A 22,777-nucleotide genomic window follows, 5' to 3' on the forward strand; every position below is an offset into this window, starting at 1 on the left:
ACCGACCGTGTCGGCTTGCCCGCCGGTCAGGTCTATTCGTGATCCCGCCGGCGCCAGGCCCGGCATACGCCTCGCCGCGCAGGGGTAGCGATAATACACGCACCGCGCTTTGTATACCAGTATACAGAGGTCAGGTGTTTACCTTCCGGCGCGCTTCCGACTTTTCCAGATAGTAGCTCGAATATCTGTCGAAGAATTTTTCCGAACCGCCGATTGAGCCATACTTGGCGAGCTTCTTCAAATCGACCTTGTTCAAGACCACGCCGACGATCTTGTTGGCGATATAGGATTCCGAACTCAGTATGGATTGCACCATCGCACGCGGCGTGCGCCCCCACTCGGTCACGAGCACGAAGCCGTCGGCAAGCGGAGCAAAGGCCTTGGCATCGACCACGGGGCCAAGCGGCGGCAGATCGACAATGATGTATTCGAAGGTTTCCTTGGCATTGTCGATGAAACGACGCATTCCGGCCGACGACAGAAGCTCGCTGGTGTGCGAGAAGTGACCGCGCGGAACGGCCGGGACGATCGCCAGCTTGGTCTGCCGGTCGATCTTGCCGACGGACTGCCAGGTCTGCCCGCTCACCACCGCTTCCATCAGGCCTTGCTCTGCCTCCATGCCAAGGGCGCGGCTGAGGCCGGGGTTGCGCAGATCGCCGTCCACCAGCAGCGTTTTGGAACCGTTGGCGGCAAGCAGGCCGGCCAGGTTCGCCGCCACGGTCGACTTGCCCTCGCCGGGAAGAACCGAAACCACGCCAATGACCCGGCTGCCTTGCCCTTCCAGCACGACGTCGAAGGCAATCTTGGTGCTGCGGAGCGTTTCGGAAAACATCGATGCCGGGGCGTCGACGCTCACCCGCATGCGCGCGCGTCTTTCAGCGGCCGACGATGACTGGGCGGTTTTGACGTCCGCCTGACCGTCATCGCGCCTGTCGTCCTTGACCACCTTGCTGCCAATGATCGGCAGGTAGCCGAGGAATTTGAGACCAACGCGATCGCGAACGTCCTCGCCGGTCCTGAAGAACCGTTCCCTGAATTCGTTCAGGCCGCCAAGCCCGGCCCCCATCATCAGGCCAAGCACAAGCGAAAGTCCCAGCACAATGGACGTGCGCGGGGTTGCCGCGGATTGCGGCAGCGTCGCGTCCGAGATGACGCGGATCTTGCCGACCGGGAAGGATTGCTGCTGGGAGGCCTCCTCATAGCGGCCAAGGAACGTCTGATAGAGCGTCGAGAGCGCCGTTGCCTTCTGCTCCAGTTCACGCAGCTTGACCTGCGACTGGTTGTCGATGGAACTCTTGCCGGCCGCTAATGCGACATTTGCGCGGAGCGCCGTCTCGCGCGCGAGGGCAACTTCGTACTCGTTGCGATAGCTTTCGGTCAGTTGCTTCAGCTCGCCGAAAATCTGCGCCGATATGTCGGCCTTTTCCTTGGCCAGTGCGACCGCCTGGGGATGATCGGCCCCGAAGTTGGCTTCGACATCCTGCTGTCGCTTGGCGACAGCGAGATAACGGGTCTTGAGCGTTGAAATGACCGAGTTGCTCGGCTGGTCGGCGGATATGGCGGCATCCCTGAATGCGTTATCCGAACCGCTTTCGACGATCGACTTGTATTGCTGGTAGCGGGCGCTGGCGCGGGCGGTATCGGCCTGCGCCTCGATAAGCTGGCTGTTAAGATCGCCCAATTGCTTGTCGCTGATCAACTGGCCGTCATTGACGGCCAGTCCATGCTCGGCCCTGAACTTCTCGACGGCAAGCGCCGCTGCCTGGGAACTTTCGCGAAGCTCCGTCAGCCGGCCTTGTAGCCAGACCGCCGCCCGCTCGGTCGCATCGAAGCTCGCGTCGAGCTGATCCGCGAGATAGGCGTCGGCATAGGCTTTGGTGATCGCGGTCGCAAGCACCGGGTCCGTCGCTTGATAGGCAATGGAGATCACATAGCTTCGACCGACGCGCTCGGCTTGCACCTCGTTCTGCAGTTTGAGGATTGCGTAATCGCGGCGTGAGGAGGCGATCATCGCCTCGCGCGTGGCCGCATCAAGCTGCGCGACGTCGGTGGTGCCCACGGCGGGTCTGGGACGGAAATACCGGATCACGCCGCGCACCAAACCGGAGGCCTTCGACGCAAGCGAAGTCGGAGGGTACAAGAAAGCGTCGTTCTGATCGAGCTTCTGCTTGTCGACGACCACCGCCGCCAGTCTCGCCGAATGGAGAATTTCGATCTGGCTCAGAATGGCGGAGTCGGTCTGCATGCTGACCGAGGCCGCCGAGACCTCGTCGACGACTTTGTTCAAGCCTTCATCGATCAGCACGCGGCTCGTTGCCAAGTAGGTGGGAGGCGTGGTTTGCAAATAGAGCACGCCCAGAAAAAGACCGATGGCGGCGCATGCCGCAACCACCTTTGCCTGCCTTGCTGCCATGCTCAGCAGGCGCTCGACATCGATGAAGTCTTCGGCGCTTACTGCGTCAGAACTCGGCAATGACTTCCTCTTGTCGAGAGGAAAATTGGCATAATTCATCTTCGGTCCAATTCTAGTTTGCATCTAGAGCGGCGGTCTCTCAAGTCGAATTGTGCCGCCGCTCTATTTCTTTGTCCGAGCATCGGACTTCCCCGAACCGGGTCCCGACTTTGGTCCGGTGCTCCAGCTTGCAGGCGCTAGAGTATGATCGGAGCATCAGCACATGTCCGGCGCAGGCTTCATGCCAGACACATCTTGGCGGCCAAAACGGCATGTCTTGCGCGACCATCCATATGCCAATGCTCCCAAAAAATGGGCATTATGCGGCTTCTACCCGGCGCTCATGCGACTGGACGAACTCCTGAAGCATCTCGAAGATCGGCCCCTTCATGTCGTCACGCGCCAGCGCGAAGGCGACATTTGCCTGGATGAATCCCTCTTTCGAACCGCAGTCGAACATCCGGCCGTTGAACGGCTGGGCGAAGAAAGCCTGGCTCTGCGCAAGGCGGACCATGGCGTCGGTCAGCTGGATTTCGTTGCCGGCGCCGCGTTGCTGATTGCCGAGCAGCGCGAATATCTCGGGCTGCAGGATATAGCGGCCGTTGATGTAGTAGTTCGACGGCGCATTGGCGGGAGCCGGCTTTTCGACCATGGCGGTCACCTCGAAACCCGAGCCGACATCCGCGCCGCAGCCGACGATACCGTATTTGCTGGTTTCGGTCGGGTCGCAGCGCTCGACGGCGATGACGTTTCCGCCGGTCTGCGCATAGAGGTCGGTAATTTCCGCGAGACATCCGCGCCCGCCGAAGGACACCATGTCCGGCAGCAACAATGCGAAGGGCTCATCGCCGATGACTTCCCGGGCGCACCATACCGCATGGCCGAGACCTTGCGGCGACTGCTGCCGGATGAAGCTTGTGGCACCGGCCACGGGAAGCAGGCTTTCGAGCGCCTGAAGCTGCGCCGTCTTGCCGCTCTGCTCCAACGTTCCGATCAATTCGGGATGCAGGTCGAAATAATCCTCGATGACCGCCTTGTTGCGACCCGTAACGAAGACAATGTGCTCAATACCGGCTTCGAATGCCTCGTCCACCGCATATTGCACGACAGGCCTGTCGACGACCGGCAGCATTTCCTTCGGCATGGATTTGGTCGCCGGCAGGAATCGCGTCCCAAGCCCCGCCACCGGTATGACTGCCTTCCTGACTTTCTTCATCGCATAATCCTTCTGGAGATTTTCAACCTGTCGCAGGCCGCGAAAACTGTCTTTCACCTGCCTGCACTCTTCACCTCCCCCGCACCCACGGCAAATTGCGCCGCCACCCTTCGCAGCCGGACGGCGATCGGCATGCCCATATGCCGAACCGCCGCCGGATCGCTGAGCGCCGTCCATATCGCCTTAAGCGGGGACCGCGCCTTAATATGCTGGACCAGCGACAGGAACGACGCCGCCTTGCGCAGGCTGCGCGTGCGCCTGGCGAAAGCGGCCTCGGCGGCTGCGTCCATCGAATGCGTTCTGGCGAAAGCGAGGTCGGCCTTGCGCATCGCCTCAACGTGATGGAGTTCGAGCACGCGGGAAATCGAGCCGGTCCGGATATGGTAGACATAGCCGGTCGTCGGTTCGACCACGCATTTGCCGCCCTTGGCCAGCGCACTGGCCAACAGGATGTAATCTTCGCCGATGATCAGGTCTTGGTCATAACGAAGCCCGTTTTCGTTCAGGAACTGGCGCTGGAAGATCGGCTTGAGATAGCCGAGATTGAACCTGGATTCGAAGATCACATTGCCGGCGATATAGTCCGCCAGCGAGATTTCACTCAAGCCCTCGAGGTAGTCGGCCGGGAACATCGTCTCTTCGGCGACGCCGTCCTCGCGAACGACCTGGAGATTGTCTATCGCAATCTCGGCACCCGCTTTCTCGGCGCGGTCAATCATGGTGCAGATCCGGCCCGGGTAGACCGCGTCGTCGGAATCGAGGATTGCGACCCATCTGCCGCGGGCAAGCTCGAGGCCGGCATTTCTGGCGCCGCCAGGACCACGGTTTTGCTCAAGGGCGACGACGCGAACGATGTCTTCGGGATAGGATCGCGCCAGATCGAGCGTCCGGTCGCGCGACTGGTCGTCGACGACGATGACCTCGACACTGACATCGCGCTGGGCGATGGCGCTGGCGATCGCCCGCTCGATGGTCAGTTCCGCATTATAGGCGGCAATGACAAAGGTGACGTCAGGCTGCACGCTTGCCCCCTTCCTGCGGCGAGGGCAGGCCGTATTGGCGGATTTCACGCACGCCGACGAGACCGCTCACGACGCCGACATGCATGATGCCGCGAAGCACGCTGCGGTTCCTGCGCACGGGACTGATTGCGACCGGGATTGCCGATGCGAAACAAAAGACCGCCTTTGCAGAGGCAAGGCCGACTTGCCTGACCAAAGCGAGGCCACGGGCGTCGCGGCCCAGAAGGTGGCCATGCGTCTGCCCGACACGAAACCTGCGGCGGCGGAGCCAGTCGAATGCGGCCCTGGCGCGCGGCACCACTTCGTCGACCCAGGCCTGCGGCGAAAAGGCGATGCGACCGCCAGCCTTGACCATATGGTCGAAGAATTCGGTGTCTTCGCCGCCGGTCTGGCCACGCGCCAGGCTGAACCGTCGGCCGCGGAGGCTGTCGGCGCCCATCCTGAGCAGAACGTTGCAGGTGTAGCCGGTGCGGATCTCGCCGCGCACCCAGACGGGCAGGGTGGAGTGGAAATCGCCGCGGCGCATCCAATCTGGCGCGTCCGCGCGATAGCGCGCCCGCACCGGTCCAAGTACGGCGGCGGCGCCACTCGCTTCTGCCGTCGCAACCAGTTCGGCGAGCCATCTGGACGATGCCGTTTCGTCGTCGTCGAGGAAGGCGACGAAATCCGACGTGCTGGCGTCGAGGCAGGCGTTGCGGGCGATTGAGATGTTGCGCGCCGGGCAATGACGATAGCTGATCGGCAGCTTCAACGTCTCCGCCAGTGTCGCCACCAGCAACTCGGCCGTCGGACCGTCATCATTGTCGGCGACGATGACGCGGATGTCGAATCCCGAAGGCACGTCCAGGGCGGCTATGGAGCGAAGGGTGTCAGCAAGCTCCGGCCGCCGAAAAGTGCATACGCAGACATCTATGCTGCGGTTTTTCTCGGCCACATCCGTCACGCCACCCTCCTACGCTGTGATCGCTGTCCGAGCAGTTGCAGCCAGAAGCCGACGGACCAGCCAAAATGCATGACCATCGCCGAAATCCCGGCAAGGGCGCTGTCCGGACTGCGCTGGCTGATGGCGGTCCACACGCCATAGCCGAGGCAAACCGACGCCCACACCAGAAGCGGCACGACCGCCAGCCAATGCACGAAGAAAAAGGCAGAGAGAAGGACGACGGGTAACACCAGAAGCGGCACCATCTGCCTAACCTTCGGTATCATGCGGTGCTTGAGGACGTTCTTTGCCCGGCCGCGGCCATAGCCGAGATACTGGAAATAGAGGCCGGCGAGCGACGCGCGCGGGTAATAGACCATTTGCGTCTTGCCGCTCATCCAGATCCGGTAGCCGGCCTTGCGCAGCCGGTAGTCGAGCTCCGCATCCTCGTTATGGCTGAACGTCTCGTCATAGCCGCCGACAGCCTTGAAGGCCGATATCCGCATCAGTGCATGGTGGCCGTGATCGACCCATTCTCCCACTGAGAGATGCCGGTGCTTGGAGCCGCCCGTGCCAAGCTTGGAATTCTGTGCAGCCGCCACCGCTTTCTGCACGGTGCCGCTGCCGCTGGTCAGCATGGAGACGACGACCGAATCCGCGCCAGTGGCCAGCGCCTCCTCGACCAGCCGATCGCAATAGTCCGGGGGATAGCCGCCATGCGCGTCGATGCGAATGAGATATTCGGCCTCTTCGCCGTAACTGGCGACGGCGAGATTGATCGCCGCGCTCTGCAGGCGCTTTTCATTATGAAGAAGGACAATCCGCGGATCCGTCCCAGCGATCTCCTCGACGATCGCCCGTGTGCCGTCGGTGCTGCCGCCATCGGCAACGACGATCCGGGCACCGAGCCTCTCGGCTGCCGGTCGAAGCTGATCAACGAGCGCGCCGATGTGAGCCGCTTCGTTCAGGCACGGAATCACGATCAAGCTGGGCGCAAGCTTTTCGGTCTGCGTCATCGGCCCATGCCCATCCCTAGCCATATTAAGCCAGTGCCTCGGCAGCATATCGATCGGGCACAGCCGTCAACGCGCGAAGCTTGTCGACGAGCGCCCGGCAATCGCTGCGATCGTGGCTCCAGGTTCGCGGATTGCGAGCGAGAACGCGCGCCCGCAATCTCCTGAAACGATGCTCCTCCATATCGCCCAGGGCGGCTTCGAGCGCCTCGGGCGTGGCTTGAGTCAAAAGAACGCCGATGCCCTGCCGGTCCAGGAACCGGCCGGTTTCGGTGTTGCCCATGGAGATCGGCACGGCGCCGAAGCGACAGCCCTCATAGAGGCGGTTGGGCAGCAGCCATTCGGAATTCAGCCCTTGCTCAAAAAAATCTATGGCCCAGGAAAAATGAACCTCACGGTAGATCGTCGCCATATCCTCGGGGTTACGATAGGGCCCGCCAAACGAGAGCCAGGGTTCGGATTCGACGAAACCGTGAAAATCCGGAAATTCGGAAAGTGCCGGACGGCCTCTAAGGATGATTTCGAAGCGGCCCTCGAGCCGTCGGGAAAATTCGGCCAGTAGTTCCAGGGAGCGGCGGCACCGGAGCGCGCCGAACCAGCCGATCCGCCAAGGCGGGGCTACCGGATGCTCCACCACTATCCGATCATCCAGCGAAACCGCGGTAGGCTCGAAATATTTGTTTTCGAGCAGCTCGACAGGCGCGGCAATCTGCCCGAACGGCTTGAAATAATTGGCGATAAAGGCCGGTGAGCTGGTCACCAGCAGGCTTATATCCCTGGCCAGATAGCGTTCCGCGCCGCGCATCGCCTTACCCACAAAGTCGTCGCGAAGCACAAGACGATGGATGTCGAGGCACTCGTAGACGATCGGCACCGTCGCCTGGAACGCCGATTTGGCACGCCGGGCAAGCGCCAGCATTTCCAGATTGCGCGCGATGATGAGGTCGGGTCGCGGCATCGAACCGAGCTTCGAGCCGATCGAAACCGCCGCCTTTGTGACCGCCGCCACCCGTTGGGCGAATCGGCCGTCGCGCGTCGCACCAAGATCGATCGGCTGCACGCCCTCGACCTCGAGGATCGGGCTTGCTGTCCGACGGAAGCCCGCCAGTGTTACCTGGGCGCCGCCTGCCTTGAGCATTATGATCCGCCGGCGCACGGCCGGGTCGGAGACGTCGTGTACCAAGTACAAGACATGCAGCATGAAAACTCGACCGCTGTTGGCCCGCCCGTAAGAATCCTAGTACAGCTCGTGCTGCATCGCAACATTTTTGGTGCAGCGTAGCAAAGAACCACGTTTTTTGTTGCGCTGCAAAATTATTGCCGTAGTTTGATGATAGCATGGGGCGCGGGTCGGAACATCGGGACCGGCACAAAAATCAGGGACCCTGAATTTGCAAGCCAATGCATTCGATCCGCCAGAGGGCTCTCTCCGCAGATCGGTGGGACGCGGCGCTGTCATCACGGCTTTGGCGCAATCGGTGCGGGTCGCGACGCAGATCGTCTCCGTTATCGTGCTGTCGCGCCTGCTGTCGCCGCAGGACTTCGGTGTCGTGGCGATGTGCGCGCCGGTGCTTGCCTTCATAGCGCTGTTCCAGGATTTCGGCCTGACCCAGGCGACGATCCAGAAAACAGGAATCAGGCATGAGGAGGTCAACTACCTCTTCTGGGTCAATGTCGCGGTCAGCACATTGCTGGCTTGCGTGCTGGCGGTTGCGGCACCCCTGGTCGCCGCCTTCTACGACGAACCGCGGGTGGCCGGTCTGGTGGCAGCGCTTGGGTTGCAGATCATAGCCTATGGACTGGGCGCCCAGCATCTGGCGCTGCTGACACGTCGCATGCAGTTCGCCCGTCTGGCCATTATCGATGTCGCAAGTGCCATCGCCGGCCTGGTCGTATCGATCGCCTGGACTTTCATCGACCGTTCCTATTGGGCGCTTTTTGCCGGCACGCTGACAGCAGCCGTACTGCCGACGCTTTGCTTCTGGGCAAACTCGCGATGGCGCCCTAGCCTGCCGCGCAAGGTCGACGGCATCGGCGAACTGATCAATTTCGGCGCCGGCATCACCGGGTTCAATTTCACCAATTTCTTTGCCCGCAATCTCGACAATGTGCTGATCGGAAAATATTGGGGCGAGGCGCAGCTCGGACTTTATGACCGGGCCTATAAGCTGCTGCTGTTTCCGTTGAGCCAGATCACCAATCCGCTGTCGAAGGTCATGGTGCCGGCTCTTTCCAGGCTGAAGGACGAGCCGGACCGCTACCGCAGCGCTTATCTTCGCGTCATGCCGCTGATCTTGCTGGTCGCACTTCCCGGCGTCGCCTTCGCCACCGCCATGTCCGACGTGCTGATACCGTTCGTGCTCGGCGAGCAGTGGCGGCAGAGTTCCAGCATCTTCCTGGCGCTCGGCTTTGCCGGGCTGCTGCAGCCGCTCAACAACCCGGCGGGATGGCTTTTCATCAGCCAGGGGCGCTCGGGCGATTTTATGCGCTGGGGCATCATAGCGGCCATGACGTCGGTACTGGCCTTCCTGATTGGCCTTCCCTATGGCGCGCTGGGGGTGGCGATCGCCTATGCAATCAGTGAGTATCTCAAAACGCCTTTCCTGTGGCTGTATATTGGCAAAACCGGCCCGCTGCGGGCAAGCCATATCCTTCGCGCGGTGACGCCCTTCATGCTTGGCGCGCATCTGGCGCTTGCCGCCATCTGGTTCGTCAAGCCGCTGCTGCCGCAACAGCACATCATCGCTATGGCCGGTGCGGTGGTGCTATCCTACATGATCACCATTATGGTCGCATTGGCGTTTGCTTCCGGCCGCGAGGCGCTGCGGGAGGCCCTGAAGCTCCTGCCGGCACGGGCGCCCGCGGCAGCACCAAGCGAGGCGAAGTAACTTGCGCGGACATCCATACGAGGACCAGGCCTGATCCCATGCACTACCGATCGATCTCCGACATGAACGATGCGATTGTCAAAAACCTTCACCGGTTGCCGCGCGACATCGACCTGGTGGTCGGTGTTCCCAGAAGCGGCATTCTTGCCGCCACGCTGCTCAGCCTGACGGCGAACATACCGATGACCGACCTGGACAGCTTCCTTGCCGGAAAGATCTACACGTCGGGGGTCACCAAGCGCCGCGCCGCGCTCGACCGGCAGGCGTCGGACATGCGCAAGATTCTGGTGATCGACGACAGCGTCAGCGGCGGCGCCGCCATGCGAGCGGCGCGCAGCCGGGTGGAGGCCGCCGGCATCAAGGCGGACTTCACTTTTGCCGCAGTGTTCGGCCTGCTGCCCCAGCACGAGGAAACCGACATCGTCCTGGAAGTCGTGCCGCATCCGAGGATGTTCCAGTGGAACTTCATGCACCACAAATTCCTCGCGCAATGCTGCGTCGACATTGACGGCGTGCTTTGCCTGGACCCGACCGAAGCCGAAAACGACGACGGTCCCGCCTATGAGAAGTTCCTGAGCGAAGCGCTGCCCTTGTTTGGCCCGACCCGCAAGATCGGCTGGCTCGTCACCAGCCGGCTCGAGAAATACCGCGCGCTTACCGAAGCATGGCTCGCAAAGCACGGCATCGAATACGACAAGCTGATCATGCTTGACCTGCCGAGCAAGGCGGAACGGCAACGGCTTGGCGTGCATGGCAGTTTCAAGGCCGATTTCTACCGCAAATCCGACGCCATCCTATTCATCGAGAGCGAGCACCAGCAGGCGCTCAAGATCGCCAAGCTTTCCGGCAAACCGGTGCTGTGCGTGGAAACGCATCTGGTAAGCTATCCCGACACGCTGTCGCTTCCGGCACTCGGACAGACGGCACGCAACCTGCCCAGCAGATTGCGGGAGATCAGTTCGCCGGACGGGCGCAAGACGGCGATCAAGACCGTCGCGCGCACGCTGCTCGGCGAGCGCGGCTACGAAACGCTCAAGAGCCGGGTCAAACGACCTGCTTGAACCCATTCAGAATTTAGAGCGGTTCGTCGTTTCACCGAAACCCCGAACCGCTCTATCTCTTTAGTTTTAGCAATTCCGGACGGAAAACCGTTTCACAGTTTTCCTGGAATTAGGCGGCCTGTCGCGAAGGCTGCCGTGCCGCCCTGTCGAGCATCGAGAAGAAGGTCGCGAACTGACTCGCCGGATCGAGCTCCGGACGCTCGGAGAATGCACGGGCTGCAGCTGAAAGCCGCCCATATTCCTGGCCGTCGGTCCACAGTCGCCTGACCACGGCCACCCAGTCGGCGAGTGGGGCATCATAGTCCAGCACCACGCCACCGGAGCCGATCGCTTCGGGCAGCCCACCACGACGCGAACCGACAACGGGAATGCCGCTGCAATGCGCTTCCGACGCCACCCGGCCCCAGGCCTCTTCCCACTTGCTGGGCGCGAGCAGGATTTTCGTGCGACCATAAACCGTCTTCATGTCGCTGGTCCGGCTCTCCAGCGTGACGTTGCCGAGCGGCGCGATCGTCCGTTCGATCCTGGCCCGATGATCGTCGTCGAGTTTCCAGCTTTCGACGAACAGGAATGGGATTTCCGAGCAGGCGGCGGCAATGCGCACCGCAAGCTCGAAACCTTTTTCCTCGTAAGGGTTGATCAGCGTGACAAACTCGCCTGTCGTCGGCGTGCTGTAGAGCGCGGGATTGATGGTTGGCGGTATAACCGTCGAATCGATATCGAATTTTGCCTTGTAGGTGCGCGCGGTGAACTCGGAATTGGCGATGTAAAGCGCCGAATGCAGCTCACGCAGATCGCCGCCCAATTCATGGAACTCGACATTCCTGAGATAGACGACCAGCGGCACGCCTTCGGCCTGCAGCGCCTTGCCGATCGGAACCGACTTGTGGCACTGGACCACGGCGACATCCGGCCTCAGCTTTTCCACGGCAAAACCCGCCGCTTCCCAAGGAAACCAGGCCCGCACGACCGGATAGCCCGGATAGCTGTCGATGACCGCGCGCTGCCTCAGAAGCTTCATCTTGGCGCGCGCCTTGTAGCCGAAGACGCCTTGGCCGAACAGGGCGGCGAGCACCGACGCCTCATGCCCATGCGCGAGCAACTGCTCGGCAAGATGATGGGTGCTGGACTGGACACCGCCACTGAACTGGGGCGTGTAACCGTTGCCGCCTGCAAAAAGCACTTTCATGGTTTCGGCTCCTCGTCGCATTCTCAAATTTACGGGCGATGACGCATTGCTTGTTACGGGTGATGGGTTTGTTTGCAGGTGATGGGCTTGCGACCCGCCCTCAGGCATTCGGTTGCATCTCTAAATTGGCGAACGGATTGGTGCATGGCTGCCATCCAGTGAAGCGGATCGGGTCTGTTGGCGAACTGCGCCGGGCATAGTCGGTCAGCATATGGAACTCGGCAATGACCCAGCGGTCGAAATGCCTCAGATCCTCTTTTTTCTGTTCGGGCAGCAACCTGCGTGCGGCGCCCAATTTCAGCTCCTCAAGCAGAGTGACCGCATCGCCCAGCTTGGTGTTTGGAAATATCCAGGGGTTCCGCTTCTGGAATTCCAGGACGAACTGCTGCAAATGTTCGATGCGCATATTCAGCCTGCCGAAATATCTTTCCAGCGTGACGCGCACCAGGTCCTCGTCCGAAAGCGAGGAAACGGCGGCGTAGGCAATGCCGGTGGAGGCAACTCCGCCGGCCATGATGGCCAGTGCCGCGCGTCGCGAAACCTTGATCATCCGGCCACTTCCTTTCCCGCTATCCGGCTCGCCGCCCGCAAGGAAAGGGCTGCCGCGGTCAGGCTCGGATTGGCGCAGGAACAGCTTGGATATGTGCTGGAGCCGACGACAACCAGGTTCCTGAGCTGATGGTGGATCATGTCCCGGTCGACGACCGAATCCGCCGGGCTCGATCCCATCCTCAACGTGCCCTGGACATGCGACTCGGTCGGCCGGATGCCGCGATCGAAAATCTCTTCGACCGGCAGCGGGGCCAGGAGCGCCGGCAGTTTATCCTTTGCCCATGCCATGCCGTTGACGGCATAGTCGGATGCCCCCTTGAAACTAACGAAGGCGTTTTCATCCTCGTCGAGGATGACGAGATTTTCCGGTTCGAGCAGGTTTTCGGTGACGATGATAAGGGGAAGCGTCTGACGGACACGTCCCTTTTCGGGGCGCATCCCGTGCTGCCAGCGGTTTTCGAAATAGACCAGCGCTGCCGCATGCTGCGACCTGTGGGCGCCGTCATAAAGGCCGAAATTCAGGCCGGTGGTGATGGTGCTGCCGTCGAAATTGTCGACACCGTCGAGATAGGCCTCGAAATTCCATCCGTAGGATTCATGCAGGCCACGCCCGACGAATTCGCCCGACAGGCCGGACCGCAACATGATCGCCGGGCTCTGGATGGCATTGGCACCCAGAACGAAAAGATCGCCGCTGACCGAATATTCCTTGCCGTGATGCACGAATGCAACCGAACGGACCGATCCGCCGACATGATCGAGCCGGCGCACTTCGGCGCCAAGGCAGACCGAAACGTCGGGATGCTCGAAGACGTGCATCAGGCCGTTGTTGGCGGTGAATTTCGCGTCGACCGGGCATAAGCCGCATCGCAAATTGGCGCAACACGAAGACCGCTGCGCCGTCGGCACACGCGCCCTGGCTGTCGGCACGACAAAATGCTGGTCCGGCTGCGCCGCCTTCATCATCCGGTCCGGCGTCGACATGCGATGCGGTGGTTGTGGAAACGGCCTGGAGCGCGGCATCATCGCCGCCATGTCGGGGTCGCCTGAAATCGACATGAGGTCCTCTGCATCGCAGTAGAACGGCTCGAGCTCGTCATAGTTGATCGGCCAGTCGTTGCCGACGCCGTAGAGGCTTTTCAGCCTGAAGTCGTTCGGATGAAAGCGCGGTGTCTGCGCGAACCAGCAATTCGTTCCGCCACCCAATCCAATGGTGTAGTTCCACGGCTTATCGGAGTTGGTCTTGTAGGTGGTCTCTTCGTCGATGTCGGTGTTGACGTTCTGGTCGAGCTGCCATTCATGCGTGTTGTGCCGGCCCCATTCCAAGACCAGAACGCGCGCCTTTCGCCGCTTCGCGAACGCATGCAGGAAGAAGGCCGAACCGAAACCGGAACCGATGGCGACAAGGTCGAAATGTTCGTTGGCGATCTGTTCCGGCCTGATGCCCAGCACCATCAGATAAAACCCTTTGTTGAAACGAGCATCAAAGCCTTCGTCACAGTTCCTGGTGTGCGATCCGGTCTAGCCCTAGGCCTTTCCCGCATGGGCCTCACGCCGCCATCCTGCCGATCGAGTGGTATTCGATGCCATGACGGGCGATGACCTTCGGGTCGTAGAGGTTTCGGCCATCGAAGATGATCGGCGTGGTCAGCGCATCCTTCATGGCGTCGAATGAAGGCGCGCGGAAGCTCTTCCACTCGGTGGCAATCAGCAGCGCATCGGCGCCACGCAGCGCTGCCTCCTTGGTTCCGCACAAGAGCAGATCTTCGCGCTGTCCGTAGATTGCCTGGCATTCCTGCATCGCCTCGGGATCGTAGGCCTGCACCTTGGCACCGGCCTTCCACAGCGCTTCCATCAAGACACGCGCCGGCGCTTCGCGCATGTCGTCGGTGTCGGGCTTGAAGGCCAAGCCCCACAGCGCAAAGGTCCGGCCCTTCAGATTGCCCTCGAAATATCGGCTCACCTTGTCGAACAGAACCGACTTCTGCTCGTTGTTGCGCTCCTCGACCGCGCGCAGCAGCTTGGCATCGAATTTGACGCCTTCCGCCGCCTTGATCAGGGCGCGCACGTCTTTGGGGAAGCACGAGCCGCCATAGCCGAGCCCGGGATAGATAAAGTGGTAGCCGATGCGCGGATCGCTGCCGATGCCCTTGCGGACTTCCTCGATGTCGGCGCCCAGCTCCTCAGCCAGATTGGCCATTTCGTTCATGAAGCTGATCTTGGTCGCCAGCATGCAATTGGCCGCGTATTTGGTGAACTCGGCGCTGCGAACATCCATCACGATCATCTTCTCGTGGTTGCGGTTGAACGGGGCGTAAAGCTCACGCATCACCGCCTCGGTGCTCTCGCTGCTGGTGCCGACGATGATGCGGTCGGGCTTCATGCAATCGGCCACCGCGGAGCCTTCCTTGAGGAATTCCGGATTGGAAGCCACGTCGAAAGCCATGTCCTCGCGCCCTCGAGCCTTCAGCGTAGCGGCAATCCTGGCCTTTATTTTTTCGCAGGTGCCGACCGGCACGGTCGATTTGCCGACGACGATCTTAGGCGCGTCCATCTCCCTGCCGATGGCCTCGGCGACGGCCAGAACATATTTGAGGTCGGCCGAACCATCCTCTCCCGGAGGTGTACCGACGGCGATCATCTGGATCACGCCATGCCGGACCGCGGCGGCGGCGTCGGTTGTGAACTTGATGCGGCCGGCGGCATGGTTCTCCTTGACGAGATTTTCGAGCCCGGGCTCGAAAATCGGGATGAATCCCTGATTGAGCCGCTCGACCTTTTTCACGTCGATGTCGACGCACACCACCTGGTGCCCGACTTCGGCAAGCACCGCCGCCTGCACGAGACCGACATAGCCAATTCCAAAGACCGTCAAATTCATTTAGTTTCATCCCTGTTCGAGGCTTCGGATCGCTTTCGGTCCGGCCGGTTCAGATTAGCCTTCACTTCACGCTGCATGCCAGCGATTCCGGAAACTGGCATGGCTGGCCGAGCGCCGTGAATGCGACACGGTCCACTTGCATGGTGAGCTTGCGGCCCGGGTCCGAAAACGGGCCCAGCCAGTCCTTCATGGTGTCGCTGCCCCAGAGGCTGAAGAATATCTTTTGCGCATGGGAGGGCAGCTTTGCCGGATCGGTGATCGTGTTCACCAACTGGCCGTTGACATACCAGCGCAGCCGGTCCTTCTCCCAGACGAAGGCATAATCGTTAAATGCCTTGTCGGTGCCACCTGCTACATCCACCAATTTCTCGTTATTACCCTTGCCGGCTATGTAAGCGTTGACCTGCACCTTGGAGGTGTCCTTGGTCAGCACTTCGAAGTCGATTTCGTCCCACGGCTGCTTGTCGGAGGGGCCGATGTAGGTGAAGAAGGCGGTGTTGATGCCGGAGGCCGCATCGGTTTTCATCCGCGCCTCATAGGTGCCATAGCCGAAGCGCTGCTTGGTCTGGATCTCGCCGCAGGCAAAGTCGCGATCCTTCAGCTTCTGCTTTTCGAAACCGAGCGTCAGCATGCCATCGGAAAGCTTGACCTGGCTTTTGGACCAGGTGCAGTTCTGATGGCTGCCGTTCGTCCAGCCGTCGGAAACATACCAGCGCGCACGGTCGAAGCTGGTGAAATCATCGACGAACGATGGCGCAGTCGGAATATCCTGCGCATGAGAGGGGGTTGGGCCTGCAGCCAGGCCGCCGAGTGCGGCCAGCAGAAACGCGCCGCCCGAACATAGCCGCCTCAGCTTCCCTCGCCCGATCGAGCGCGTGAACGGCCTGCCGCCGATGGCTGGGGTGGTCGTGATTTTCGGATCCGCGTTCATACCAAACTCACCTTTGTGCTGTGCGCCCCCAACCCAAAGTCGACGTTCGAACCGTGACGAAACGAGCTGATCTTGACCTTCTCCCCGTACCTTCCTGGTGCTGCCTCTTCTTGCCCTGTGGCACCAAACCTCTTGCCTGCGGTGTCACCCACAACTTCGAGATTCATCCTGTGCCGGCGGCCGGCTTGGCGAAACCAGGCTTGGTGGTCGAGCTAGGCTGAGCGCTTTCATCGAAGATTGCATCCAGCGAATGACGGAGATCTTTCATCAATTCGTTCTGGCGCGCGAGCGCCGCGATGCGCCGCTCGCAATTCAGGATCGACCTCGTCAGCTCACCGACTTCCGCGGATCTGCTGGTGGAACCCGCCCCATTCTCCATCGCCTCGACCAGGAAGGCCGCGTTGGTGGCCTGTGTCCGGTAGCGGTTCTCAAGTCCGTTCTTCTCCGCCTCGACCTCGGCCGCGATCTGGTCAAGCAGCTTGGCCAGGCGATCAAGGCGCGAGACGTCGGTCTGCCTGTCTCGAGCCGGATCCCTTGATCTGAAGCCGAATATCGAGGCCATGCGCTCAGTTCCCTGTCATGGCTGGCCTAAAGCCTAGCCTCGTGCCCGTTCGAGCCAAAAAATCTCGTCGCATCGTCCAGTTCCTCTGACAGGAGGACATTTTCGGGCCGATTCAAACCGCCGGCCAAAATTGCTGCACCGCAACATACATGCCATCCCCAAAGCGAGTAGGCAACCACCTAATGCATGATGCGCAAACGTGCGCGGCGGTTTTGCGACAACGATATGCATAAGAGCAAGAACTCAAAGCGCGTCGCATGAACCTCATCAAACGCGACGCGCTTTGGTGTGGCCAATCGGAAATTCGTATCACTTTGGAGCGGGGCGAGGACCTGTCGACACGAGTGGCATGGCGCCGGCCAGGGACAAGCTCAAGTCTCGCCGGCCGGGCTGGTTGCGGCCATCAGAAAGCGCAGCGGCGGCACAGGTTGCTTCGAGGCAAAGCCGGCGCGTCGAAACAGCGCATCCAGCTTGTCGGCGGCCACCCCGCGAACGATAGGGATGAGGTTGGACTGGCTGGCCAGGGCGTAGGCCGCAGCCGATGTCAGCCCACGCTCATTCTTGACGTCGAGGAAGTTCCGCAACCGGTATTTGTCGCGTACCTGCCGTTCATGCCTCCTGAGCACCGCCTTAGAGCCTTCCGGCAAACTGTCGATCGCCAGCAGCGCCAGATCCGCGTCGGCCAGGCGCTTGAGATCCTGCGTCTTGTGCTGGCCACTCAACGAATCTGCGCGAACGATCGCGCCATAGCCGCAGGACCTGATGACCTTGAACCGCGCCCCGTGAGCAACCGCGCGCGCGTAGAGTTCATAGTCTTCGCCCAGCCGCAGGTTTTCGTCATAGCGAAGCCCATACCGGTCGAGAAAAGCACGGCTGATCACCGGTTTGAGGAAACCCAACTCACCTCTCCGCACGCGGCGACTGGAGATGTTGCCCTCGATGAAACGTTCGAAATCGAGGAATTCCGGGTCGGCCGAGAACCGCGGCGCGGGGATTTTCGAGACATCGGTGGCCGCATCGTCCCTGATCATCATGATGTTGTCCGCGGCGAAATCCCAATCGGCGCTGGCGAACAACTCGCGAAATCTGCCCTCGAGAAAAAAATCGTCGGCGTCCAGAATACTGATGAACGGCGATTTGGAGCTGGCGATCGCGGCGTTGCGGGCGAAGGAAGGACCGCCGTTGACGTCGAGCCGGATGACGGAAAGCCTGCCGCTGCCATCGTCGGCCGCCCGAGCGACTGTCGCGGTGTCGTCGGTGGACGCGTCATCGACGACGACGACTTCCGCCACCTCCGGCTCGCGCAATGCCGATGCGATGGCAACCGGGATTGTCCGCGCCGCGTTGCGGGCAGCGATGATCACGCAGACCTGGGGTTCTGTCATCAATTGGCCTCTCGACTGCACCGGTAACTCCGAATTTTCTCGCCGCTCCCCTGTTGAACGTTGGATGCAGCGCTCGTTCTCACCGTCCGGCTGTTCAAAAAGCGTCGGCCGGCGCTTATGCTGCAACTGCGAAGCAAAGCATCGCGAAAATCATTCGCTCCGTCCAGTCTTTCCTTTCCGTGTCGTCCCTTTCGATGTCGTGGTGGCCCACGGATGGCGCGCCGCCCTCGCAAGCAGCCTGCTCATTTTGGATGGAAGCAGCCGTCGATCATCGCGTCGTTCGCCGACCGTGCGGTCGCGATGGAAAACGGCCGCATCGTCGAGATCCGGCAACATGCTGAATTGGTGATCAGAAGGAGAGAGAAAATCCGGAGGCCGGTTGCCCAGGATCCTGTCATGCAAGCAGTCAGAAAGGAATCTTGCCAACGCGACCTGACGTCAGGTCGTCAATGGAGGCTTCTCCTGGCACTGAACTTCTCGCCATCGGCCGCATCAGCCGAACTCAGCTTTCGTTCAGCATCGCGAAGCTTGTCAGCCGATGTCGGAGCGTTTCTGGCAACCATGGCGAAAACCAGCAGAAAGTAACCCAGTTGGATGACGATGGCGCAGGCTATAGCGCGAAAAAGCGTCGTGCCGAGCGAAGCGCCGGCCAGGTAAGACCAGGCGACCACAACCGCCAGAGCGAACAACATGCCGATGATGAACTTTGGTAGCGACATACCCGACAGCCCGTTAACCTGCCCGGGCAAAAATCGATGATTGACCCACCCCGAGCCCTCCCTTCGCCATGCGAGCTCGTTGAGGCTGCCCGCTTTTTGGCCGGTTGCTTCCGGCCTATTCCACCCTGTCCATACTCTGACAGAAACAATTTGCAACTCTATTGAGCTGTGCAATAGCGGGCAAGGCCAACCACAAATAATTTTGGGTGAATTCGCAGGATCGACTCCGCCATGTTGCGATGCACACATCTGCACCGCGGCCAATCTCCGGATATGGACTCACTTCAGTAACAGCCACAATATTAAATCGTATTTTACTTTATAACCGCTATATGCTTTGCAAAGCTAAAGCACCATGATGCTCAAATACGTGGCAACAAGAGCGATTCGCCCCAAATCAGCCTCAAAAACGCACTAGATTTTTCAAAATTGCCCATAATCTGTCACGAATGTGCCATAAAGGCCAAATTTTGTGCAGGATGGGTTTATTATTTAGTCAATTCATGACGCGATTATTTCAATCGATCGAGAAATTGTGTGTTGCGATGCAGCATTTTTTTGGTATCGTGGCGCCAACCATCCGTTCAACGTATGGAGTTTATGCATGAGGGACGTAGCCAAGTCGGCCGATGCGGATTTTTCGCAGGCCGGCATCGATTTTCCACCAATCGGCGGCCTGCTCAAACGCAGCTTCGATATTGCCGGTTCACTGATTGGCCTGGTTGCGCTCAGTCCGCTGTTTGCAATGGTCGCGCTGCTTGTCAAATTTTCCGATGGCGGGCCGATTTTCTACGGCCACAGCCGGATCGGTCGGGGAGGGCGGATTTTCCCGTGCCTCAAGTTTCGCACGATGGTTCAGGACGGCGAACAGGTGCTGGCTGCATATCTTGCCGCCAACCCGGACGCCAAAGCTGAATGGATAGCCACCCGCAAGCTCAAGAACGATCCGCGCGTTACGCGCGTCGGGGCCGTGCTGAGGAAGCTCAGCCTCGATGAACTGCCGCAGATCATCAACATCCTTCAGGGCGACATGAGCCTTGTCGGCCCCCGCCCCGTCGTGCGCGACGAGTTGGAAATCTACGGCAGTTCGGCGGTCTATTATCTGAAATCGCGCCCCGGCCTGACCGGGCTCTGGCAGGTCAGCGGCCGCAACGACGTTTCCTATGACAGCCGCGTCGCATTCGATCGCCACTACGTCGAGAACTGGTCGCTGTTCGAAGACATTCGCATCATTATCAAGACCGTGCCCGCCGTCTGGATGTCGCGGGGTTGCTATTGACCGGCCGCCAGCCGGTTCTGAGTCGAGGAGTGACTGTCCCGCGCATCGGGCCGCAGATCGATTTTCGAAAAGCACGATGCGCAGATTAAAGTACTAGAGTGTGGTTTGTGTGTCCCAAGGGACGCACGTCGCTCTAGACGCCAAGCATTCTGCAGCAAGCTTCATCGGGCGGGGCCAAAGCGGATCGGAAAACGTTCAGTTGAAAACAGACATAGTCGAAATCTCCTGCGCCGGCACTGTTAGCAATCGCATGCGACGGATGCGGCTTGTGACCGCTTGCCTTGCGCTGGCGCTCGCCGTTCCCCAACTCGCCGCCGCCGACGAGTACCGCCTGGGATCGCAGGACAAGCTGACCATCCGAGTGGCCGAGTGGCAGACCGTTGAAGGCACCTTCCGCGACTGGACGGCCGTCAACGGAGAGTACACGGTCGGTCCTTCTGGAACATTGTCGGTGCCGTTCGTCGGCGAAATGCCGGCATCCGGCAAGACCACATCCGAGATCGCTGCAGCAATCGGCCAGGCGCTTCAGCGCAAGCTCGCCCTGGCTGACCGGCCGGAAGCCTCCGTCGAAATGGCGCAGTACAGGCCGTTCTACATTTCCGGGGAGGTCCAGAGCCCCGGCCAGTATCCTTACGTGCCTGACCTGACCGTCCTGAGGGCGATGAGCATCGCCGGCGGCGTCCGGCGGAGCCCCGAAGGACAGCGCTACGACCGCGACATGATCAATGCCAAGGGCGATTTTGACGTCCTTCAAGACCAACGGGTCCGGCTGATCGTCAGGCGTGCGCGCATCGAAGCGGAGATCGCGGACAAGCCGACATTCGATGTGCCGAAGGAAGTGGCCGACGATCCAAAACTCGCAAGCATCGTTGCCGACGAGATGGCGATCCTGACGGCCGATCAAAAGAAGCTGAAACTGCGCCTTCAGGCGCTCGACGATTTGAAGAAGCTGCTGCAGAGCGAGATCGATTCGCTGCAGAAAAAGATCGTCAACCAGCAACGGCAGGTCGACCTGGCAAAGGAACAGCTCAGCGGCATCGGTTCGCTGGCGCAGAAAGGCCTTGTCGTCAACACGCGGGTTCTGAATTCGCAACAAACGATCGCCGACCTGGAAGGTCAGATCCTGGACTACGACACGGCCATCCTCACCGCCAAGCAGTCGATCAGCAAGGCTACCCAGGATGCCATTGACCTGGAAAACACCCAGAATGCGGGCCTCGCCGCCGACCGGCAACAGGTAGAAGCCGACCTCAGTGCGACAATGCTCAAGATGAACATGCAAACAGGCTTGATGGCCGAAGCCATGACGGGGAACCCCGCATTGCAACGCTATCGCGACGGCGAAGAGCCGACGATGTCGTTTGGCTTGGTTCGGGTGGTCGACGGCAAAACCAGCGAGATCGCCGCCAGCGAAGACACGCCGGTGCTGCCAGGTGACGTAATCAAGGTCAAGCTAGCGCCAATGGCTAGCCAATAGACCTTCGAGCGATCGAATATTCAACGTCGGCTGGCACTCAAAAGGAGTGTCGGCCAAGGCCGTCCATTGGTGCACGCTCGTTCGCGAGGAGCGGCTATGCGTTGGGCGTATGAATATCCATCGTGCCTACCCTAAAAAGATAGCTTGGATAGTACCGTTACATCCATTTAAACAAGAGGAGTAACGCATAGCCAGAAAAAGGCATTCTCGTCGCGCTGATCCGGAATTGCTCTGCCGTTGACAACCACGCCGAACAGATCGACTTGATCGGCGAAGAGTTCGACCCAGACGAGTTCGACCTTGAACTCACCGATACTGTTCTCGCCGCCCGACAAGCCAGCCTACCGCCAACTCGGGACGTGAGCAATTACGGCGCAAGCAGACGTTGTGATTTAGTTTGCAACTTAAATCTGAGGGAGGAGGACTTTGTCGTGCGCAGTGAAAGGGACGAAATAGTCAGTCGGGAAAGAGAATTTCACAATCTCAGATTTAGTCAGGAGGCGGATCCAAGAGAAAGTCTGGACAAGTGGTATCGAACAATTCGCCACGGTGCTGAGCATCAAGATAGGCAAATAAAACGCCTTTCGAAAAACGCTGATGTGCTCGAGTACGGTTGTTCCGATGGTGGGTGGTCGCTGCATTCCCTGCATCTGCCCGGCCTTTGCCGATCTCTGACGGGGATCGACATTTCGGACGTAGCGGTAAACAAGGCGAACGAACGGGCGAGCACGCTTGGCAGCACGAACGCTACATTCCTGGCGATGAATGCGGAAGCGATGTCCTTCGAAGACAACAAGTTCGACCTGGTGTATGGACGCGGAATCATCCATCACCTGGACCTGGATCGGTGCTTTTCCGAGGTGGTCCGTGTCCTGAAGCCGAACGGTGTGGCGTCGTTCTACGAGCCGATGGGACACAATCCTCTCCTGAATGCCTACAGAAGGCGGACGCCCCTCATCCGCACCGAGGACGAACATCCTTTGTTGGTTTCGGACTTCGCGTTGGCTCGCCGCTATTTCAGCGATGTCCGGGTGGAGTATTTCGGCCTGTGCTCCGTAGGAAGTGCGCTGATGCCGCGAAGCCTTTCGGAGGCCGTCTACACAGTTGGAAAAGCTGTCGATTCAGTCGTTCTGACGCTTCCCTACGTGAAGCGGTTCGCATGGTATGCGCTCCTAACCCTTCGGGCCTGATCGATAGGCAGCAAATCCAACTCGGGCGAAAGCGAAGG

The 22,777-nt window shown here is 60.2% G+C and carries 19 protein-coding genes; 5 read left to right on the plus strand and 14 right to left on the minus strand.

Features of this window, described 5'->3' with window-relative positions:
• Nucleotides 1–130: 130 nt before the first annotated feature.
• From ABID19_RS07820 to ABID19_RS07845, 6 genes are all read right to left on the minus strand, one after another.
• On the minus strand, nt 131–2,512 hold the full coding sequence (locus ABID19_RS07820; RefSeq protein WP_354489360.1) for a polysaccharide biosynthesis tyrosine autokinase: 2,382 nt from the start codon (nt 2,510–2,512) through the stop codon (nt 131–133).
• A 259-nt stretch (nt 2,513–2,771) separates the two neighbouring features.
• On the minus strand, nt 2,772–3,668 hold the full coding sequence (locus ABID19_RS07825) for a UTP--glucose-1-phosphate uridylyltransferase (RefSeq protein WP_354489362.1): 897 nt from the start codon (nt 3,666–3,668) through the stop codon (nt 2,772–2,774).
• Between the two features lie 53 nt (nt 3,669–3,721).
• A complete protein-coding gene (locus tag ABID19_RS07830; RefSeq protein ID WP_354489364.1) occupies nt 3,722–4,690 on the minus strand; it encodes a glycosyltransferase family 2 protein in 969 nt (322 codons plus the stop codon).
• On the minus strand, nt 4,680–5,633 hold the full coding sequence (locus ABID19_RS07835) for a glycosyltransferase family 2 protein (protein WP_354489366.1): 954 nt from the start codon (nt 5,631–5,633) through the stop codon (nt 4,680–4,682). The genes ABID19_RS07830 and ABID19_RS07835 overlap by 11 nt, the downstream gene beginning before the upstream one ends.
• Nucleotides 5,630–6,628 carry a glycosyltransferase family 2 protein gene (locus tag ABID19_RS07840; protein ID WP_354489368.1) on the minus strand — a complete coding sequence of 333 codons (999 nt, stop codon included), beginning with the start codon at nt 6,626–6,628 and terminating at the stop codon, nt 5,630–5,632. The genes ABID19_RS07835 and ABID19_RS07840 overlap by 4 nt, the downstream gene beginning before the upstream one ends.
• Before the next feature lie 25 nt (nt 6,629–6,653).
• A complete protein-coding gene (locus ABID19_RS07845) occupies nt 6,654–7,826 on the minus strand; it encodes a glycosyltransferase family protein (RefSeq protein WP_354489370.1) in 1,173 nt (390 codons plus the stop codon).
• Between the two features lie 190 nt (nt 7,827–8,016).
• Here ABID19_RS07845 and ABID19_RS07850 point away from each other — a divergent pair, with 190 nt between their 5' ends.
• A complete protein-coding gene (locus ABID19_RS07850) occupies nt 8,017–9,513 on the plus strand; it encodes a lipopolysaccharide biosynthesis protein (protein WP_354489372.1) in 1,497 nt (498 codons plus the stop codon).
• Between the two features lie 38 nt (nt 9,514–9,551).
• Complete coding sequence (locus ABID19_RS07855; RefSeq protein WP_354489374.1) at nt 9,552–10,574, plus strand: phosphoribosyltransferase; 1,023 nt, start codon at nt 9,552–9,554, stop codon at nt 10,572–10,574.
• Between the two features lie 109 nt (nt 10,575–10,683).
• Here the strand turns inward: ABID19_RS07855 and ABID19_RS07860 are convergent, their stop codons facing one another.
• From ABID19_RS07860 to ABID19_RS07895, 8 genes are all read right to left on the minus strand, one after another.
• Nucleotides 10,684–11,763 carry a glycosyltransferase gene (locus tag ABID19_RS07860; RefSeq protein ID WP_354489376.1) on the minus strand — a complete coding sequence of 360 codons (1,080 nt, stop codon included), beginning with the start codon at nt 11,761–11,763 and terminating at the stop codon, nt 10,684–10,686.
• Between the two features lie 100 nt (nt 11,764–11,863).
• Nucleotides 11,864–12,313: a hypothetical protein gene (locus ABID19_RS07865; RefSeq protein WP_354489377.1), complete on the minus strand. Its 450-nt coding sequence runs from the start codon at nt 12,311–12,313 to the stop codon at nt 11,864–11,866.
• Nucleotides 12,310–13,770: a GMC family oxidoreductase gene (locus ABID19_RS07870; RefSeq protein ID WP_354489379.1), complete on the minus strand. Its 1,461-nt coding sequence runs from the start codon at nt 13,768–13,770 to the stop codon at nt 12,310–12,312. The genes ABID19_RS07865 and ABID19_RS07870 overlap by 4 nt, the downstream gene beginning before the upstream one ends.
• Nucleotides 13,771–13,864: 94 nt before the next feature.
• The gene (locus tag ABID19_RS07875) at nt 13,865–15,196 is read right to left on the minus strand and encodes a UDP-glucose dehydrogenase family protein (RefSeq protein WP_354489381.1); all 1,332 of its coding nucleotides are present in this window, start codon (nt 15,194–15,196) and stop codon (nt 13,865–13,867) included.
• A 61-nt stretch (nt 15,197–15,257) separates the two neighbouring features.
• Complete coding sequence (exoK, locus tag ABID19_RS07880; protein WP_354489383.1) at nt 15,258–16,127, minus strand: endo-1,3-1,4-beta-glycanase ExoK; 870 nt, start codon at nt 16,125–16,127, stop codon at nt 15,258–15,260.
• Between the two features lie 163 nt (nt 16,128–16,290).
• Nucleotides 16,291–16,689 carry a single stranded DNA-binding domain-containing protein gene (locus ABID19_RS07885; protein WP_354489385.1) on the minus strand — a complete coding sequence of 133 codons (399 nt, stop codon included), beginning with the start codon at nt 16,687–16,689 and terminating at the stop codon, nt 16,291–16,293.
• A gap of 371 nt (nt 16,690–17,060) precedes the next feature.
• Complete coding sequence (locus tag ABID19_RS07890) at nt 17,061–18,074, minus strand: glycosyltransferase family 2 protein (RefSeq protein WP_354489387.1); 1,014 nt, start codon at nt 18,072–18,074, stop codon at nt 17,061–17,063.
• A 446-nt stretch (nt 18,075–18,520) separates the two neighbouring features.
• Nucleotides 18,521–19,057 carry a hypothetical protein gene (locus ABID19_RS07895; RefSeq protein WP_354489389.1) on the minus strand — a complete coding sequence of 179 codons (537 nt, stop codon included), beginning with the start codon at nt 19,055–19,057 and terminating at the stop codon, nt 18,521–18,523.
• 340 nt (nt 19,058–19,397) lie between these two features.
• On the opposite strand from ABID19_RS07895, the gene ABID19_RS07900 reads away from it, so the two are divergent.
• The 3 genes from ABID19_RS07900 to ABID19_RS07910 all read left to right on the plus strand — a co-directional run bounded on the left by ABID19_RS07900 (nt 19,398) and on the right by ABID19_RS07910 (nt 22,739).
• Nucleotides 19,398–20,072 carry a sugar transferase gene (locus tag ABID19_RS07900; protein ID WP_354489391.1) on the plus strand — a complete coding sequence of 225 codons (675 nt, stop codon included), beginning with the start codon at nt 19,398–19,400 and terminating at the stop codon, nt 20,070–20,072.
• A 250-nt stretch (nt 20,073–20,322) separates the two neighbouring features.
• Nucleotides 20,323–21,549, plus strand: coding sequence for a polysaccharide biosynthesis/export family protein (locus tag ABID19_RS07905; protein WP_354489506.1), 1,227 nt, complete (start codon nt 20,323–20,325; stop codon nt 21,547–21,549).
• Nucleotides 21,550–21,812: 263 nt separating this feature from the next.
• Nucleotides 21,813–22,739, plus strand: coding sequence for a class I SAM-dependent methyltransferase (locus tag ABID19_RS07910; RefSeq protein WP_354489392.1), 927 nt, complete (start codon nt 21,813–21,815; stop codon nt 22,737–22,739).
• The last annotated feature ends 38 nt before the right edge of the window (nt 22,740–22,777 follow it).

It is taken from the genome of Mesorhizobium robiniae (assembly GCF_040545535.1).
Lineage (GTDB): Bacteria > Pseudomonadota > Alphaproteobacteria > Rhizobiales > Rhizobiaceae > Mesorhizobium > Mesorhizobium robiniae.